Source organism: Priestia sp. SIMBA_032 (genome assembly GCF_046535215.1).
GTDB classification, from domain to species: Bacteria; Bacillota; Bacilli; order Bacillales; family Bacillaceae_H; genus Priestia; species Priestia aryabhattai.
On sequence record NZ_JAWRXD010000004.1, the window covers coordinates 300,783 to 317,924 of the forward strand.

Here is a 17,142-nt window from a genome sequence, read left to right on the forward strand (position 1 = left end):
TCCAAGTTGTTTCGAAATTGTAAACAAAAATAAAGAGATTGAGACATAACAAAATCAACTCAATCTAAAGACGAACAAATGAGATAAAGGAGCTAGTATGGAGCGTTTTTGACACCGCAGTTGATTTCCATGCAAGGCTTCGCTTTCCGCGGGCGGCCGCTGAGCCTCCTCGTCGCTTGCGCTCCTGCGGGGTCTCACCTGTTCCGCTTTTCCCGCAGGAGTCTGCGCCTTGCCTTGCAATCAACCGTTAGAATAAACTAAACAGATGAAATCTACTTTTACCATGACTATAAAAAATCCGAATAAAGTTGATTTTCCTTGAAGAATCTCGATTCATCGATCCAATTTTCCTTCAGCTAAAATCATGTTGTCGTAGCTTTTTATTAGCGTTATTATTCATTTGTAAAAGGAAGGATTTTATGAGTATTCAAATATTGATAAAGCAGATCTATACGCTGCTCGCTGCTAATAAAACCAATGTATCCATCCGGTCTAATAACGTACAGAGCATCTTTTTGAAGCCCTGCTTTCTTCAAGTAAGGGTTCCAAGAAAACTCGTGCAAGGAGAAGTCTTTTTCTTGCATGCTTTTTTTTAGCTTCTCTGCTGCTGTTCCATAGACATGTATTTGCCAGTTTAAAGACTGTAAAGATTCAAAATTCCCTTCTACATAGGGTAATCGATCACCACTTTGCACATTTGTCCCTTGCCCGCTGCTTAGGTCACTATTTCGATACTTAATGCGGATTTGAGATAAAATCGTAAATGCTTTGTGACGGGGGTAAGGGAAACGAAATAAAAAGGATAGTACAGGCGGAAAGATATGCTTCCTAAAAAATTGACTCGTTTTATCTCGTGCCACCATTCGCTTAAAAGCGCGATCAGTTGTATTTACAAGCAGCTCTGCAAAAGGCAACCTTTCTTCTTCGTATGTATCTAATATGGAAAGTGCCGCTTTGTGTTGAAGGACAGCTGCTAATTTCCATGAAAGGTTGATTGCATCTCCAATTCCTGTGTTCATTCCTTGTCCGCCCGCAGGACTATGAATATGGGCTGCATCTCCACTTAGAAAAATGCGCCCCTGTCGGAAACGACTTGCTACTCTGTGATGAATATGATATGTCGAGAACCAATTTATACCCTCAATCTGAACACCAAATGTTCGTTGAATAAAAGCGTGAATGTTTTCAGCTTTTACATCGTTTTGATCTCTAAAAGCTGAAGGAATAATGCCAATCATTCGATACGTTCCTTTACTTCTAACAGGCATACAAATCAAAAATTCTTCATTGCTAAAGGACATACTGATTTTTTGATCCTTCATTACTTCACCAGAGCCGTGAACATCCATCACATAAAAATGCTGTTTATATTTTTCTCCTTTAAACTCTATCTTCATTTGCTTGCGAACGGTACTGTGTGCTCCGTCACATCCACAAATATACTTAAAATAAGCGGTTTCCTCTTGCTGGGCTTTTAATAAAGTTTTTACCCCTTCTCCGTGTTCAGCTAGAGATAGTAACTCCGTCTTCCATTCTACTTCGATCCCAAAATTTTTTAATTTTTCAAGCAGAAACCGCTCGTGGTCGTCCTGTGGAAATGTAAGAACAAAAGGAAAAGGACTTAATCCTTCTCCTAAAGATCCTAGATGAACTTTTGCTTTTATTTTATTCTTCACTCGGACGTATACATCTTCCATCTTAATCCCGCTGTCTATGACTTCATCTGCAAAACCGAACTGCTGATAAAATTCAAGTGTTCGCGGTAAAATAGCCATTGCCCGGGAGGCTTGCCCCGGTCCGTCGCTTCTATCAATAATTCGAAAAGGAATGTTATGTCTGGCTAAATTGTAGGCCATAACGAGGCCAGTAGGGCCGGCACCAACGATTAGGATTTGTGGATTCATCATCATCTCTCCTTTTCATTCAGTTACAGTATCTTTTATATTGAGCGAGACTCCTCTTTTTTTACAGAAGATGCAGGTAAAGCAGAAGCAAACAGAGCACACAAACTTATTAAAGAGATAAGAGCTAGAGCAGATACAGAAGGATTCCATGTCAAATGTTCTCCAAAGAAAAATAGTTCTCTTACGCCATCTACCATAAATCTCATTGGCAGCCATGGATAAATCCACTCTCTATAAAAATCAGGCATAATTTCTGGGGCCATTGAAAGCAAAGGTGCGCCAAAAAATAGAACAATAACGAAAATCGGAAGTCCCTTTAGTCCTAGCCATGAAAGTACGGCTGATATCAAGGTGAAAAAACTGAAGTAAGCAATAGCTAAGAAGAGTGCTGTATCCAAAAATGAAGGAACGCTTATTCCAACTACTTCAGCCAGCCACGCTAGCCCGAAACCTGCAGCTAAAGCAAGTATAACCCCGATGACTACTAATCCTGCCTGATTAACGATTTTCTCTTTACGAGAAGAAAACGTGATTTTTTGAATGCTGAGGAAGACCATTGCAGCACCGGCTATACTTGCCATCCACAGCGGCTGAAATAATGAAACGGGGGCATTTCCGTTGACACTATGAGTCCCTGTTTCGTTTACGTTTATCACTGTCTTTTGAATCGGTGCAGCGAGTGCTAATGCTTGGTTTGCACTTAGTTGCGTTCCGTTTTGTTCAAATCTTTTCACTAGCTGCAAGCGCATATTTTCATTCATCTTATCAACTGCCCCGTTTAGCACCTGACTTGCTAGTGTTGAAGCAGCTGTATTCATTCCTTGATTCACTAATAATTTAATAGCAGGTGCATCAGGCTTAGCCGTCTGAAGAGTCGCCTGTTTTTTTGTGAAATCTTTTGGAATGATAAGCGCCCCGTAGTATTGTTGATTATTTAACCCTTTTTCAACTTCTTTAGTATTTGAGACAAAGATCCATTTAACCGAAGACTGTTCGGTACTTGCCCCTTTCGCATTTTGTTCGATTTGATTCCCTATATTTACATTACCCTTTGCTGGAACTGTCATTCCTTCGTCAGCATTTACGAATGCGATTGGCAAATTCTTAGGTGCTGAGCTTGCCGAAGGAATTAAGGTTAGAATAAAGATAAAAATAACAGCTACTACTATAATTGGTGAAAAATATATAAGCTTTTGATTCCCTAATTTCATATAGATCTCTCCTTTTTGTTTTAAGGATATACACGTTAACGAAAAGATAATGTACATGATGTTGATTAGTGATCACTATGTAAATTATAATGAATTTACCTGTATTCTCAATATGCAATAATAGCGGGAATGTCGATTACTTAACACAAAGCATATAACTGTTCATTATTAAAGAAAAAAGTAGGTGTTTAAAAGCTGTGGGGAATTCAAAAACAGACCGCAGAATTATTCGAACGAAAAGATTTATCCGAGATGCTTTGACAGAATTAATGGAAGAGAAAGGGTTTGAAGGTGTAACGGTCAGGGATTTGACGAAAAAAGCGGATATTAATCGCGGAACTTTTTATTTACACTACCAAGATAAATACGACTTGCTTGAAAAAAGCGAAAATGAAGTCATTCAAGAGATAAAAGAATTTATCAAAAATGCAAATCCCAATGAGATTGTGTCTGCTAATTTAAAAGAACAGCCTTTGCCGTTTATTATTACACTTTTTGAATATATTCAAGAAAATGCACGTTTTATGCAGGTTATGCTTGGTCCAAAAGGCAACCCTGGCTTTCATCTTAAAATTAAAGAAGTTATGAAAACCAATATGCTGGAAAAATTAGAGCTCATTGATAATAAAACGCCTCCGCTTGTTCCACTTGAACATTTAATGTCTTACGTAACGTCAGCGCATCTTGGAGTTATTCAGCACTGGTTAGAACAAGGTATGAAGCAATCACCGCGAGAAATGGCCCTGACACTCGCTAGCATGACGTTTTTGGGTCCTGCTTATGTCGCAGGCATTAAGCGAACATAAAAGAACCTGCTATTCTCCCAGAGAATAGCAGGTTCTTTTTATTAACCTTCTAGTAATAAAGATTCTGGATCTTCTAATAGTTCTTTAACAGTAGCTAGGAAACTTACAGCTTCTTTGCCGTCAACGATACGGTGATCGTAAGAAAGTGCAATGTACATCATCGGACGATTTTCGATACGCTCTTCATCAATTGCTACCGGACGAAGCTGAACTTTGTGCATTCCTAAAATACCAACTTGAGGCCCGTTTAAAATTGGTGTAGACATTAATGAACCGAATACGCCGCCGTTTGTAATTGTGAACGTTCCACCTTGTAAATCTTTTAATGCTAATTTGTTGTCACGCGCTTTTTTCGCTAAATCAACGATAGATCCTTCGATACCAGCGAATGTTTTGCGGTCGGCATCACGTACAACTGGAACAACAAGACCGTCTGGAGCTGACACAGCAATACCAATATCGTAGAATTTTTTAATTAATAACTCGTTGCCTTGAATTTCAGCATTTAATAACGGGTATTTTTTAAGTGCTGCTACTACTGCTTTTGTGAAGAATGACATAAAGCCAAGTCTTACGTCGTGCTGTTCAAAGAATTTGTCTTTACGTCTTTTGCGAAGAGCCATAACAGCCGTCATGTCTACTTCGTTAAACGTTGTCAACATAGCCGCTGTTTGCTGAACTTCAACAAGGCGTTTGGCAATTGTTTGACGACGACGTGACATACGTTCGCGTTCAACAGGTTTGTCGCTATTTTCACTTGCCGCTGGAGACGGAGATACCGGGTTAGCTGGTTTACTTGCTTGTGCCTGCTGTTTTTGCTCGTTTGATTTTTGATCTGCATATGAATCAATATCATGTTTACGCACACGGCCAAGAGGATCAGTAGTTGGTACTTGATCTAGCTTGATTCCGCGTTCTCTTGCTGCTTTGCGAGCTGCAGGAGAAGCAATCAGCCATTGTTTTTGATTTCCTTGCTGAGGCGCTTCAGCTGCTGGCGCTACTTCTTCAACTGTTTTTTGCTGAGCTGGAGCCGCTTCTTGTTTTGGTGCTTCCTCTACTGGTTTTTCTTCAGCTTTTGGTGCTGCTGGTGCTGAAGCTCCTTCTTTCGCTTCAAGACGTGCAATTGTTTCACCAACTTGCACTGTGTCGCCTTCGCCAGCAAGAAGTTCCGTTAGCACACCAGAGTCTTCAGCTGTAATTTCAACGTTAACTTTATCTGTTTCAAGTTCAACGATATAATCGCCTTTTTCAACGAAATCTCCTACTTGTTTTAGCCACTGTGCAACTGTTCCTTCAGAAATTGATTCTGCTAATTCCGGTACTTTAATCTCTCCCATGGTTCATTCCCCTTCCTTATCGTGTAACAACGTCGTTAGCAATTTCATTTTTAGTTAATGCATCTTGTAAAATACGTTCTTGTTCTTGTCTGTGAACTGTTGGATCTCCTTCAGCTGGACTTGAGCGTCTTGTGCGGCCGATGTAATCAACAGTAGCTCCTTCTGGTGCTACTTCACGAAGTCGATCTTCTACATAGTTCCATGCGCCCATGTTTTCGGGCTCTTCTTGTAACCAGACAATCTCTTTTAAATGTTTATAGCGAGCAAAGATTTCAGCAATTACGCGTCTTGGGAACGGATAAATTTGTTCTAGACGAAGGACGTGTAGCCAATCTTTATCATCTTCAGCTTTGTTTAAGCGTTCCGTTAATTCACTGCTGATTTTTCCGCTGCACAGAACGATTCGTTCAACTGCATCTTCTTTTTTGCCTAATCCAGGCTGTGCCACTACTAAGCGGAAAGAGCCTTTTGTAAACTCTTCAAGGTTTGACACACTAAAAGCATTACGAAGCAAACTTTTTGGCGTCATAACTACTAGCGGTCTTACTTCTTCACGCTGTAAAATGGCAGCTTGTCGTCGAAGTAAGTGGAAATATTGTGCAGCGCTTGTTACGTTTGCGATTGTCCAGTTGTTTTCTCCAGCTAGCTGTAAATAACGTTCTAGACGAGCGCTTGAGTGTTCTGGTCCTTGACCTTCATGGCCGTGTGGAAGCAATAAGACCATTCCAGATTTTTGTCCCCACTTAGCACGGCCTGCTGCAATAAACTGGTCAATAATAACTTGACCTGCATTGGCAAAATCACCGAACTGTGCTTCCCAAAGAACGAGCGTTTCAGGAGCAAATACATTATAGCCGTATTCAAATCCAAGAACGGATCCTTCTGATAATGGACTGTTACGAATATCGAAGGAAGCGCTTACGTTCTTCATTGCGTGTAGTGGTGAGTAAACATCCCCTGTCTTATGATCATGAAGAACAAGATGTCTATGTGCAAACGTACCACGTTCAGAATCCTGGCCTGTAATACGAATTGGCGTGCCGTCTCTTAAAATCGTAGCAAATGCAAATGCTTCACCCAATGACCAATCTACGCTTTCATTTTCTTCAAACGCTTTGGCACGTTTAGATAAGATGCGGTCAAGTTTTGGAAATACGTTAAATCCTTCAGGGTATTTTACCAGCTCTTGATTCACTTCAAACAGCTCTTCTTTTGTAACCGATGTATCAATATCTGAAATTCCTTTGAAGACTGCTTGTGGCATTTCCATAATTCTATGTTGCTTTTCAGCTTTTGGCGGTACTTTCTCATAAGCTGCTTTTAACTTCGCTTGTAACTCTTCATTAATTTGATCTGCTTGACCGCTTTGAATCACGTTTTGTTCCTCAAGCTGCTTTGCATACATAGCACGAACGGTTGGACGTTTTGTCACAATTTCATACATCTTCGGCTGCGTTACAGACGGTTCATCCATTTCATTGTGGCCAAATCGACGGTATCCAATTAAATCAATCAAGAAATCTTTGTTAAAGCGTCTGCGATACTCATAAGCAAAATAAGCAGCAGCTAAACAGGCTTCCGGATCATCCGCATTTACGTGAACAATTGGAATTTCAAACCCTTTTGCTAAGTCACTTGCATATTTCGTTGAACGAGAATCGACGCTTTCTGTTGTAAATCCAATCATGTTGTTAGCAATAATGTGGATTGTTCCACCTGTTTGATAACCAGTCAATTGATTTAAGTTCAGCGTTTCTTGTACAATACCTTCACCAGGGAACGCAGCATCTCCGTGAATTAAAATCGCGAACGATTTTTTTACATCTTGTTTTGGGTATCCATTCACATCACGCTCATCTTGAGCCGCTCTTGTAAACCCTTCCACAACCGGATTAACAAACTCCAAGTGACTAGGGTTGCTAGCCAATGTCAAACGAGCTCGAACTGTGTTCTCTGCTTTAATTTGTTTGTCGGCACCCAGGTGATATTTTACGTCTCCCGTCCAGCCATAATTGATACCGATTGAACCTTCTGAAGGAACTAATTCCTTGTTAGGTGCATGTTGGAATTCTGCAAAAATCATTTCATACGGCTTACCTAATACGTGTGCCAATACATTTAAGCGTCCACGATGAGCCATACCGATATTAACCGTTTTTGGGCTTGTTTCCACTGAGCGTGCAATCAGTTCATCTACAAGTGGAATTAACATATCTACGCCTTCAATAGAAAAGCGTTTTTGTCCGACAAATGTACGGTGTAAAAATTGTTCAAAGCCTTCTACTTCTGTTAAACGCTTTAATACAGAAGTTCTTTTCTCATTTGAAAGAGGTTGGAAAATAGCACCTGACTCGACCATATCAGTCAGCCACTTATTCTCTTCCATGTTATGTACGTGATGGAATTCAAACGCAATGGTTTTTGTATAGACATCTGTTAAATAGTTAATTGCGTCTAAACCATTTTTAACGTGTGATGGCGCATTCGTACATAAAATATCAACCGGAATTGATTTCAAATCTTCTTGCGTTAAATTGTAATCTTCCAAGTGAAGCAAGACAGGATCTTTCTTCTCGCTTTCAAGAGGCTTAATTGACGCATATAGATGACCATAAGCACGGATATTTTCCGCTAGCTTAATAGCCGATGCAATTTTAGATGTGTTAGCTGAAGGTGCAGCCTGTGCGTATTCAGCTTGCTGAACCTGCTCACTTTCGTTTAATGGAGGAGCACCCCAATAATCAAATAATTCTTTTAACTCTGGATCTACTAGATCTGACTGCTCTTCATATAACTCATACTGTTCTAATACATAGCCATAGTTCGGACCCAAAAATCCTTGCCAAGGCTCCCCTCTATTCGACGTTTCGTTACCCATGATAAAACCCCCAACGAGTTATAATAATTGTCGTACTCAACAATCTTTCCATTTTGAATGTCGATTACCTTATCGTCTGACATCTTTACAACGAGTGATAAATCTCACTGCGTGTGTATCTGATATCTGCTTATATTTTACCACTCTTTTACTCGTCAATCAAAATGAAATCGCTATATTTCTTTAATTTTTTTTACTTTTTTAATAGTCTTACTACTTTTTGAAAGCGTTTTATAAGCAAAGCTGATTAAAGGTCGAATCAGGTGTTAATTAATTGTTATTGACCTAGCTTTTGGCAAAATTAAATTGCTTGAAATATATTTTATGACTATTAAAAAAAAGAAGCAGCGTTTTGCTTCTTTTTTAAAACTCATCTACGATTTTTTCAACGTCTTCAAAATAACCATCATCTACTTCTGTAAGCTTGTTGCTTTTCGCCGCTTCGAGTAAATGAGTGAACCAAGTTAGTTCTACTTTCAAATGCATAATCGTGCGCATAATGATCGACAGATTTGCAATGGAATGATCCACCTTTTTAACTTGGTACAAATTTTGCATTTTTTCTAAATAAGCTGCCGTTTCCTCAATCTTTTTTTCTAAAGCAGAAGCCACTTTTTCTTGATCGACGTAAGAAGTAAATGAAAGAGCAGCATAAACAGGTCTATGCATATGCTCTTTTTTTAATAGCTGTTCAAAATAAAGACGCTCGAATTCTTCTTTTCCTGCATCCGTAATAGAATAAACGGTCTTTTCAGGTCTGTTCGTCTCTCGAATCACATCGACTACTTTCACCAACTGATCTTTTTCAAGCGTATCAAAGGCATAATATAAAGAGCCGCTTGAAAGTTTAATATAGTGCTTCATTTGTCTTTCATTAATGGTTTGCTGAATTTCATAAGGGTGCTTATTTCCTTCCATTAATAAACCCAATATGACTAATTTAACACTCATAACACCTTTCACCTCTTGACATGCATCTTATTTAGTGAAAAAAGCACGAACATCTTCGTGCTTTTTCTATTTTTGAGCTGCAGGTTCCTTAGCTTCTACCCGCTTTTTAGGGGGAACTTCCACTCGTTCATTTCCCATTAAAAAGACAGTAATGACAGCTACCGCAATTGGAATAAGAGCAAGCATAAATGCATACGTGATCGATGTAGACATAGCATCAACAATCTTATCTAATATCTGAGGCGGAATGCTGTTTCGGGCACTTGATTGAAAAACTGCACTCGGATCTCCTATTTGAGAAAATGCTCCTTGTGATCCATTTCCCATACCTTGAAAATTGCGCTGCAGCTCATTTGTAAATGTATTGCTTTGAATCGTTCCAAAAATCGTAACTCCCAGCGTCATTCCTAAAGAACGCGCAAATGAGTTCGTTGAGTTGGCAGAACCTCTAAACTGTGGATCCAGCTTATGCGTTGACGAAGTTGGTAAAAGAGAAAAGCTAAATCCTACGCCAAATCCAGTCAAAATCATGAATACCGTTAGCATCCAACGAGGTGTATCAGGTTCCATTGTTCCTAATAAAAACATTCCTACTGCAAATGAAAAAACGGACATAATCATTAAGTTTCGAAAGCTTGTTTTTGTGAGAAAAATCCCGCCGATAGCACTTCCTGCTACTGAGCCTAACATCATCGGAGTTAAAATTAAACCTGCATTTGTAGCAGAACCTCCGTAGACAGCTTGAACGAAAATAGGAATAAATACTGTTAAAATAATAAATGTTGCTCCGTATAAGAAAGCGAGAATTTGTGATGTTGCAAATAAACGGCGCTTGAACATCCAAAATGAAATAATCGGCTCTTGCGCGCGTTTTTCCACCAAAAAGAAGAGTGATAGCGCCACAGCAAAGATAACAAAAAGAGATAAAATTTGCGGAGAAGACCAATCGTACTCTTTCCCTCCAAGTTCAAGAGCAAACATTAAACTAACTACTGAAATGACAAGAGCGGCTGCACCAGCCCAGTCAATTTTTTGTTTTTTGTGACTTGTTGATTCTTTATAAAAGCGCACAATAAAAAATAACGATAAAAGTCCAATTGGCACGTTCACATAAAACACCCAGTGCCAGCTGATGTATTCCGTAATGTATGCACCAAGAAGCGGACCAAATACGCTTGCTGAGCCAAAAACGGCACCTAATAATCCCGTCATTTTCCCGCGTTTTTCGGGAGGGAAAATATCAAATACAATGGTAAAAGCAATCGGAAGAAGCGCTCCTCCTCCAATTCCTTGAATCGCCCGGTAAATACTTAGCTGCACAATGCTTTGCGCTAGGCCACATAATGCAGATCCAAGTAAAAATACCGTCAATCCAAAAATAAAAAAACGTTTACGGCCGTACATATCAGACAGTTTACCAAATATCGGCATACCTGCCATCACGGCAACCATATAGGCGGACGTAACCCAAACAAACTTATCTAACCCACCTAGATCAGAAATGATTTTCCCCATAGCCGTCGCTACGATGGTATTATCCATGGCTGACATAAAAATACCGAGCAGCAATCCTGCTACGATAAAACGAATATTTTTTTCTGATGAAACCATTTCAGTTCCTCCTTTCGCGTCATCTTTTTGATGAACAGAAATGATAGCTACTTAAATTATTATATTCAAATTTGAGTATTTTACAATCTTAAATGTGCTATTTTTTAGAAATAAACATAACAAAAGCGTAATGGATTCATTACGCTTTTACTGTGAGCTGAGGTTTTAATTCCATCTCTACATTTCCTTGAATGGCTCTTGAAATCATACAGGACGTTTCTGCTTTTTTTATAAGTCGATTGATTTTTTCTTCTTGAGCCGCAAATTCAGATGTGATGATAACATGAGGTTTATGAATAATTTTTTCGTATGTGAATACACCATTCGTCACGTCCACAATAGCTTCTGATTCCATCGTTAAGGCCTCCTGACGGATTCCGCTTCTTTCGAACATCGCTGCAAGCGTAATGATGTAGCACGTGGCTGCTGCCCCTAGCAGCATTTCATCTGGATTTGTTCCCACTCCTGGCCCGTCCATTTCTGGCGGAATGGAAATTTTTGTTTTTAATTGTCCTGATTCAATTGTACCTACTTCATTTCGACCTCCTGGCCAATTTGCTTGCAAATGAAAGTGATGTTTTGCCATAGTTTATCCTTCTTCCTTCTATATAATGATGTGTACCTAGCGTACCCTTTTTATGTATAAAATAAAAATGTTCTGCTTGTAACAGCAAAAAGACTGCTAAACGTGCAGTCTTTGTTGTTCCCTAACTTAAAGGTACTTTCTTTTCGCTCTCAACGAGAGTTTCAATTAATGAAGGCAGCCAGTCCTGCAGGTTCATAAATGAATATCCCCAAAAGCTAGCTTTTTCATTGCTCATCGTCCAAGAATGATCTACTCCGTACGGAGAACTATTTTCATCCGTTAAACGCGAGGTTGTTTTTGCTGTTTTATCCGCTGCTTGTTCAATATATGAAAATAAATTTTTGAGTGAAATGGTACCATTTGAACAAGCATTAATCGGCCCTTTTAGCTTTTGTTCTGCACACCAAACTAAAAATTCACCTGCTTCTTCCTGTGAAATGAAGTTCATTTCTGCTTCAATAGCCGGTACACCAATTTCTTCTCCATGGATAATTTTTTCTATATGAAAACGCAAGCGGTCCGTATAATCATCTTTTCCCATAACAATTGGAAAACGGACAGCCGTTACCGAAAACGGTGCTTTTTGAAAGAATACCGCCTCAGCTTGGCGTTTTCCTTCTTGATAGGAAATATTTTCACGACGTGTATATGAAATAGGATACTTGTATGGATCAAAATCTTCTTCATAACACGTTTTTTCTAAAGAACCGTATACTGAAAGAGTCGAGGTGAGTACATAGTGACTCGTACTATGACGAAAAGCTTCAACAGCAACAGCTGCGCCGTGTGAAGAATAGCATATTTGATCGAAGATAACATCCCATTTTCTTCCTCGGGTTGTTTCGATTACAGAATCTTTTTCTACACGATCAAGAATAATTCGTTCAACTTGGTCGCCGAAATCATCTGGTGTTTTACCTCGCGTTGCTAACGTAACCTGTACTCCTTTAGAAAGCAATGTCTGAACTAAATTTTTTCCAAAAAAACGAGTTCCACCTAACACAAGTGCTGTTTTCATCCTTTTCTCCACCTTTCATATTTGATATGGGTGACCATACCATTATTATCCAACTTTTTCATCCATAAAGCTATGAATCTTTCCGCTTATTTTTTTGTACTCCCACCTATTTTTTCCCCACTGCCGTGTTAAGATGTACATATCTAACCAAAAGGAGCGACAGCGATGAATCCTTCTCCACTTCCCCTTAACGAACGTCTTGTTGTTCTTGATATTATTCGGGGCATTGCTTTGCTGGGCATTTTTTTAGTGAATATACCGGCTTTTACTTCTCCGATATTTATTTTTCAGCTGTACAATGTTTCTTATAAGTATGAAGGAATAGATGCTTATATTGATTTATTCTTGCAGCTGTTTGTCCAAGGGAAGTTTTTTACCATTTTTTCTTTTTTGTTTGGACTTGGATGCGGCATTTTTTTGCATAGAGCTGAAGAAAAGCAGTACTTTGCCGCCGCTTTGTGGTCAAGAAGAATGGCTGCTTTACTAGTAATCGGGCTTTTTCATCTTATATTTTTATGGTATGGAGACATTTTGCATGTATATGCTATTGGTGGTTTTTTATTATTCTTTTTTTACAATCGAAAAGCTAAGACGATTTTGCTGTGGGCAATAGGCTTGCTGTGCTTTTTTTATCTTTTGGCTTGTATGCAGTTTTTTATTCCAGCACACGTCTTGCAGGACGTTCAGTCGGAGTATAAATTTTTACATGAACATGTTTTCACCCAATATTTATTCACCTACAGGCAAGCAGACTATTTATCTTGGCTGTTTTATCGTTTGAATGTTGAAGTGGTGCCTATGCTATTAAATCTACCGTTTTCTATCTTTCCCGTATTTTCTATGTTGTTATTTGGCTTATATACTGCTAAAAAAGGATTAGTGCATAATATCGAACAAAATCGTTCTTTTTTTAAGAAAATTCAGTTAATAACAGGTGCAGCAGGTTTCACTTTAACTATTATTCTCGCCATGCTAAAAATAGAGATTTTAAGATACGAACTCTATCAGCAGGCGGCCATTCACCTTTTTACAAGCTTAAGCGGCATTTTTCTATGTTTTTTTTATCTTACCACCTTACTGTTATTCCTGCAATTTTCTCCTTACGCTTCAATACTTGTTCTTTTTAAATATAGCGGAACAATGGCATTAACAACTTACCTTAGCCAAACTTTAATTTGCCTGTGTATCGTTCGAGTATTTGGTTTATACGGAAGTCTTACCTTAACGGAAAGTACGATTATATGTCTCGTCATCTATACACTCCAGCTTTTTTTCAATAAGTGGTGGCTTTATTATTTCTACTACGGTCCGTGTGAATGGTTATGGCGAAGCTTTACGTACCGATCTTTCCCACCGCTCAGACGGAATAGGAAAGCTTCAGTTTAACAGCAAATCGGCCTTCAAGTTTGAAAGCCGATTTGTCTCCTTTACTGCAAAGGCGGTATGGTTATTCGTTTAATTCCATTTTTCTCAAACTCTCGTATATAATCCATTTCTCGATGGAAAATTTGCATAAAAACTTCATTTTTTATTTCTTTAATGGGGCCTATTTGCTCTATCACATCTCGTTTAGCCATGCGATAGGCTAGCGCTTCCCAAAATACTTCGTTATCGTATTCTCCAATAATATCTTGAAGAGAATCTTCATGTTCTTCTGTAAACATAACCTCACTGTTTAGCATGTGAAAAGGTCCTTTTTCAAGGAAAGGCTCTGCGTGTGAAAACATTTGTTTTTCTACATCCGTATATTCCTGTGCATGCTCATCTTCCACTCCAGAACATGCTGTGACCATCCAGTTACCTAAATAAATTAAATCAAGCAGTTGAAAAAAGTGCGTTTCAGATAGTTGAAGTTCAATATCGTTTTTTACAGGAGCTTTTGACATAAGCGCGGATCTCTCCTTTAATTTTGAGGGTAGTTGCTACTAAATAAAATAGCTAAAAGGGTTAATATGCAGGCTAGCAGGAAAACTGAAGAAATGGCTTCACCTCTTTTCTGTAGTGTGAAAATAGAGGTACTGACATCCAAAGAAGTGAATACGAAGGGTGTAAACTTATCATAATCGAAATAAAGACAAGATACAAGACTTTTTTACTAAATTTTCTGACTGTTTTCGTCATAAATACCTATTTTTGTTTTGCTTATACTAGAAAGATCCGAAATTTGTGTGCTGAGCTGTTCAAAATAAAAAAGCGCTGAACCAGGCGCTTTAACGGTGTAAAAAAATAGATAAACCAATAAAAAAAGCAGCTAAAATAAAATCAAAAATCCATTGCCACTTCTCACGTTTTAACAATACGTGCTCTACCCCTGATAACAGCGAACTTATACTAACTAAAACAAAAATAAAGCTCAATTGGTTAAACGAAAATTTAGTGACAAAATTTGATACAAGTATGACTGCTACGGCGATGAACAGTGCCATTTGACTTATAAGTACCCATTTAATTCTCTGTTTATATCCGTCTTTTAAAGCTTGTAATAAATCGTTGCTGATCACTCTCGCTAAACCCCTTTTGTATTCCTATCGTCAAAAGTAAGAACGCAGCAAAAAACGCTTATCTGCATCTTAACTACTTAGCAAAACTAGCTATTAAATCGAAACATAAATATCAACTTGACTGAACTCAGGATCAATACAGCGTTCATCATATAATTCAAAATCTATTTTATAGGCACGATGATTTTTTTTAGCCCACTCGCGAATATAAGCCCAAGCCTCTACGACTACCTGTCTAGCTGGCCCAACAGCTGTTGTAAACACCATATATTCACCTTCTGGGATGATGAACTCTCTCATATCATCTTTGAGTTCTCCGCCGGGTAAAACTTCATATCCTAGAGCAAATGTAAAATCCATTTTTTGATTATATTCAAATTCTGTATAAAGAGCAAATGTATTACCATTTACTTTATTGGCGATTTTATTAGCTAACTGTTGTTTATAAAAAGTCTGCCAGTGCTTAGGAATAAGACCTGTGCCCGTTTCTTCCACAGGTTCATCTGTTCGAATAGGCACTCCTACAACAGTAAATTCATTTACCTTGACTACTTTTTGACTTACGACTAAGTCAGTCAACATATTGAGCCCCCTTAATTCTTCTTTTTCTGTAGTTACAATGAGGGAAATACTTCTTAATATGCATTTTATTTGTATTCAAAGAAAACGTCAACCTTTTATGCAAATCCCTTAACGAAGGGGCTGAAGATCATTCTTCTAAACTATAAAAAAACGATTCTATTTTCTTTGTACATATCATACGTATAAGATACCCCTAATTTACAATAGAGTGAGGTAAAAAAATGAAGATCATTGAACTTGCCGAATTCATTAAAACAAGTAAAAAAACAACTAAACTTGCTCTCTCCTCTTCTACAGTACAGTATACATTAGAAACAGATGATTTGAAAATTGAATTAAAAACAGGCGGCACGAATAAGCGAATCGTGTTTTTTCGCATCTTCTTAAAAGGAACATACAAGGATTGGATTTCTTATCACCGGAACGAACATCATATTTACGAATTGTATCAAAATATTCCTTTATCTCCTAAAATGCAAAAGCAGCTTTTGTATGCTATTGCATCATAAAAGAGCTGGCTTAGTTAGCCAGCTCTTTTTCAATACATTAGACGAAGCTCAAGCCAATTAGGTTTTAAATGATTCATTTTTTATCAAAAAACACCGGAAGCTTTGGGGTCAGTCCCATGCTCCGGTGCTTTTCTTATTTATGCTGTAGCTTTGTAAACGAATGTTTGTGCGGCTTTGCATGTAATTTTCCCTTTGTCCATTGAATTCCTCTGTATAAATAGTACGAGCACCAAAAAACTGCTGGGACGATAAGTACATATGCGACGATACTATTTGTAAAAAAAGAAGAATCTATGGAACGAAGCAATCGGTAGGTCTCATTTAATATACATATATGCACTACATAAATGCCAACTGAATTTTTCCCAACCTTTGAGAAAAACGAGTTTTTGCCAAGACTTGGACTGCTTAATACGAATAAAAACAATGATGCGGATAAAAAAATCGTAGAAATAAAATAGTCTCCGGGCTTGCTGTGCTGGATATTAACCAACCAGTAACGCTCAACGATCTCTAACGCTGAAAACACAAAAAAGCTGGCTAAATAAATCATGGGCCTTGCGTTTAATACTGACAGAATTTGCTTACCATAAAGGGCAAACATAGCTCCTAATACTGTATAGAACAAACCAAAGAACAGGGCATCTCTCGTTTGAAAAGAAAGTGGAAAAAATAAAGAATAAGACTGTCCAAATAACCCAGTTACATATAATACGGTGCTGATAAGCATTAATAAGCCGATCTTTTTCCATCGTTGAAATAAGAAAACGATGACAACAGCCCAAATTAATGCAATCAAGTACCAAAGCTGAAATCCGCTTGTGTCACTTCCATAATAAAAGATATCTTTGAATGTGATAGATGATGTTAAATAATCAGCTACTGCATTTTTTCGCTCTGCTAACGTTCCGTGGTTCTGAAATAAGCGCAGAACTACGCCAAACAATAAATAAAAGATGAACCAACATGCATAAAGCTTTGAAATATTCCACGTGTATTTTTTTAAGTATGCAGAAGGCTTTGGATGTTTTTGAATTTTATTCATGAACAAATAACCTGATACAATAAAGAAAAAAGGAACCGCGAATCGTGCAAATGTGTCAACAATGACATCTAGCACATTTTCTTGGTTCCCTAAAAAGAAATCGTCATGTGATGGATTAACATGAATACAAACCACAAACACTGTAGCAAAAAACTTAATAAAATCAATTGAATAATTACGTTCCATCTTGTTGTCAGCTCCTT

At 38.1% G+C, this 17,142-nt stretch carries 16 protein-coding genes; 3 read left to right on the forward strand and 13 right to left on the reverse strand.

What is annotated here, in order from left to right:
• Positions 1 to 64 precede the first annotated feature (64 nt).
• From SB717_RS15785 to SB717_RS15795, 3 genes are all read right to left on the reverse strand, one after another.
• Positions 65 to 244, reverse strand: a complete 180-nt coding sequence (locus SB717_RS15785) for a hypothetical protein (protein WP_410904171.1) — start codon at positions 242 to 244, stop codon at positions 65 to 67.
• A 148-nt stretch (positions 245 to 392) separates the two neighbouring features.
• On the reverse strand, positions 393 to 1,904 hold the full coding sequence (locus tag SB717_RS15790; protein ID WP_410904172.1) for an FAD-dependent monooxygenase: 1,512 nt from the start codon (positions 1,902 to 1,904) through the stop codon (positions 393 to 395).
• Positions 1,905 to 1,939: 35 nt separating this feature from the next.
• The gene (locus SB717_RS15795; RefSeq protein WP_074680408.1) at positions 1,940 to 3,115 is read right to left on the reverse strand and encodes a YhgE/Pip domain-containing protein; all 1,176 of its coding nucleotides are present in this window, start codon (positions 3,113 to 3,115) and stop codon (positions 1,940 to 1,942) included.
• 197 nt (positions 3,116 to 3,312) lie between these two features.
• Between SB717_RS15795 and SB717_RS15800 the strand changes: the two genes are divergently transcribed.
• Positions 3,313 to 3,921, forward strand: coding sequence for a TetR/AcrR family transcriptional regulator (locus SB717_RS15800; RefSeq protein WP_410904173.1), 609 nt, complete (start codon positions 3,313 to 3,315; stop codon positions 3,919 to 3,921).
• Between the two features lie 41 nt (positions 3,922 to 3,962).
• Here SB717_RS15800 and odhB read toward each other — a convergent pair whose 3' ends face one another.
• From odhB to SB717_RS15830, 6 genes are all read right to left on the reverse strand, one after another.
• The gene (gene odhB, locus SB717_RS15805) at positions 3,963 to 5,258 is read right to left on the reverse strand and encodes a 2-oxoglutarate dehydrogenase complex dihydrolipoyllysine-residue succinyltransferase (RefSeq protein WP_410904174.1); all 1,296 of its coding nucleotides are present in this window, start codon (positions 5,256 to 5,258) and stop codon (positions 3,963 to 3,965) included.
• A 16-nt stretch (positions 5,259 to 5,274) separates the two neighbouring features.
• A complete protein-coding gene (gene sucA, locus SB717_RS15810; protein WP_410904175.1) occupies positions 5,275 to 8,136 on the reverse strand; it encodes a 2-oxoglutarate dehydrogenase E1 component in 2,862 nt (953 codons plus the stop codon).
• 363 nt (positions 8,137 to 8,499) lie between these two features.
• On the reverse strand, positions 8,500 to 9,087 hold the full coding sequence (locus tag SB717_RS15815) for a PadR family transcriptional regulator (RefSeq protein WP_410904177.1): 588 nt from the start codon (positions 9,085 to 9,087) through the stop codon (positions 8,500 to 8,502).
• Positions 9,088 to 9,153: 66 nt separating this feature from the next.
• Positions 9,154 to 10,698, reverse strand: a complete 1,545-nt coding sequence (locus SB717_RS15820; protein WP_410904178.1) for an MDR family MFS transporter — start codon at positions 10,696 to 10,698, stop codon at positions 9,154 to 9,156.
• Positions 10,699 to 10,837: 139 nt separating this feature from the next.
• Complete coding sequence (locus SB717_RS15825; RefSeq protein ID WP_182006186.1) at positions 10,838 to 11,284, reverse strand: OsmC family protein; 447 nt, start codon at positions 11,282 to 11,284, stop codon at positions 10,838 to 10,840.
• A gap of 121 nt (positions 11,285 to 11,405) precedes the next feature.
• A complete protein-coding gene (locus SB717_RS15830; RefSeq protein ID WP_410904179.1) occupies positions 11,406 to 12,302 on the reverse strand; it encodes an NAD-dependent epimerase/dehydratase family protein in 897 nt (298 codons plus the stop codon).
• A gap of 165 nt (positions 12,303 to 12,467) precedes the next feature.
• Here SB717_RS15830 and SB717_RS15835 point away from each other — a divergent pair, with 165 nt between their 5' ends.
• Positions 12,468 to 13,688 (forward strand): DUF418 domain-containing protein, encoded by a 1,221-nt coding sequence (locus SB717_RS15835; protein ID WP_410904180.1) that lies wholly within the window; start codon positions 12,468 to 12,470, stop codon positions 13,686 to 13,688.
• A gap of 41 nt (positions 13,689 to 13,729) precedes the next feature.
• Here the strand turns inward: SB717_RS15835 and SB717_RS15840 are convergent, their stop codons facing one another.
• From SB717_RS15840 to SB717_RS15850, 3 genes are all read right to left on the reverse strand, one after another.
• On the reverse strand, positions 13,730 to 14,188 hold the full coding sequence (locus SB717_RS15840) for a hypothetical protein (RefSeq protein WP_098622612.1): 459 nt from the start codon (positions 14,186 to 14,188) through the stop codon (positions 13,730 to 13,732).
• 324 nt (positions 14,189 to 14,512) lie between these two features.
• Positions 14,513 to 14,803 carry a hypothetical protein gene (locus SB717_RS15845; protein ID WP_014459532.1) on the reverse strand — a complete coding sequence of 97 codons (291 nt, stop codon included), beginning with the start codon at positions 14,801 to 14,803 and terminating at the stop codon, positions 14,513 to 14,515.
• A 93-nt stretch (positions 14,804 to 14,896) separates the two neighbouring features.
• Positions 14,897 to 15,385 carry a GyrI-like domain-containing protein gene (locus SB717_RS15850; protein WP_410904181.1) on the reverse strand — a complete coding sequence of 163 codons (489 nt, stop codon included), beginning with the start codon at positions 15,383 to 15,385 and terminating at the stop codon, positions 14,897 to 14,899.
• 221 nt (positions 15,386 to 15,606) lie between these two features.
• Between SB717_RS15850 and SB717_RS15855 the strand changes: the two genes are divergently transcribed.
• Entirely contained in the window at positions 15,607 to 15,894 is a 288-nt protein-coding gene (locus SB717_RS15855) for a hypothetical protein (protein WP_098622614.1), read from the forward strand.
• Positions 15,895 to 16,027: 133 nt separating this feature from the next.
• Here the strand turns inward: SB717_RS15855 and SB717_RS15860 are convergent, their stop codons facing one another.
• The gene (locus SB717_RS15860; protein ID WP_098622615.1) at positions 16,028 to 17,125 is read right to left on the reverse strand and encodes an acyltransferase; all 1,098 of its coding nucleotides are present in this window, start codon (positions 17,123 to 17,125) and stop codon (positions 16,028 to 16,030) included.
• Positions 17,126 to 17,142 lie beyond the last annotated feature (17 nt).

What these genes read in the sequence shown, in the direction of transcription:
- SB717_RS15790 (WP_410904172.1), bottom strand. Translation starts at nt 1,904, where the DNA reads ATGAATCCACAAATCCTAATCGTTGGTGCCGGCCCTACTGGCCTCGTT.
- SB717_RS15795 (WP_074680408.1), bottom strand. Translation starts at nt 3,115, where the DNA reads ATGAAATTAGGGAATCAAAAGCTTATATATTTTTCACCAATTATAGTA.
- odhB (WP_410904174.1), bottom strand. Translation starts at nt 5,258, where the DNA reads ATGGGAGAGATTAAAGTACCGGAATTAGCAGAATCAATTTCTGAAGGA.
- sucA (WP_410904175.1), bottom strand. Translation starts at nt 8,136, where the DNA reads ATGGGTAACGAAACGTCGAATAGAGGGGAGCCTTGGCAAGGATTTTTG.
- SB717_RS15815 (WP_410904177.1), bottom strand. Translation starts at nt 9,087, where the DNA reads ATGAGTGTTAAATTAGTCATATTGGGTTTATTAATGGAAGGAAATAAG.
- SB717_RS15820 (WP_410904178.1), bottom strand. Translation starts at nt 10,698, where the DNA reads ATGGTTTCATCAGAAAAAAATATTCGTTTTATCGTAGCAGGATTGCTG.
- SB717_RS15825 (WP_182006186.1), bottom strand. Translation starts at nt 11,284, where the DNA reads ATGGCAAAACATCACTTTCATTTGCAAGCAAATTGGCCAGGAGGTCGA.
- SB717_RS15830 (WP_410904179.1), bottom strand. Translation starts at nt 12,302, where the DNA reads ATGAAAACAGCACTTGTGTTAGGTGGAACTCGTTTTTTTGGAAAAAAT.
- SB717_RS15835 (WP_410904180.1), top strand. Translation starts at nt 12,468, where the DNA reads ATGAATCCTTCTCCACTTCCCCTTAACGAACGTCTTGTTGTTCTTGAT.
- SB717_RS15840 (WP_098622612.1), bottom strand. Translation starts at nt 14,188, where the DNA reads ATGTCAAAAGCTCCTGTAAAAAACGATATTGAACTTCAACTATCTGAA.
- SB717_RS15850 (WP_410904181.1), bottom strand. Translation starts at nt 15,385, where the DNA reads ATGTTGACTGACTTAGTCGTAAGTCAAAAAGTAGTCAAGGTAAATGAA.
- SB717_RS15855 (WP_098622614.1), top strand. Translation starts at nt 15,607, where the DNA reads ATGAAGATCATTGAACTTGCCGAATTCATTAAAACAAGTAAAAAAACA.
- SB717_RS15860 (WP_098622615.1), bottom strand. Translation starts at nt 17,125, where the DNA reads ATGGAACGTAATTATTCAATTGATTTTATTAAGTTTTTTGCTACAGTG.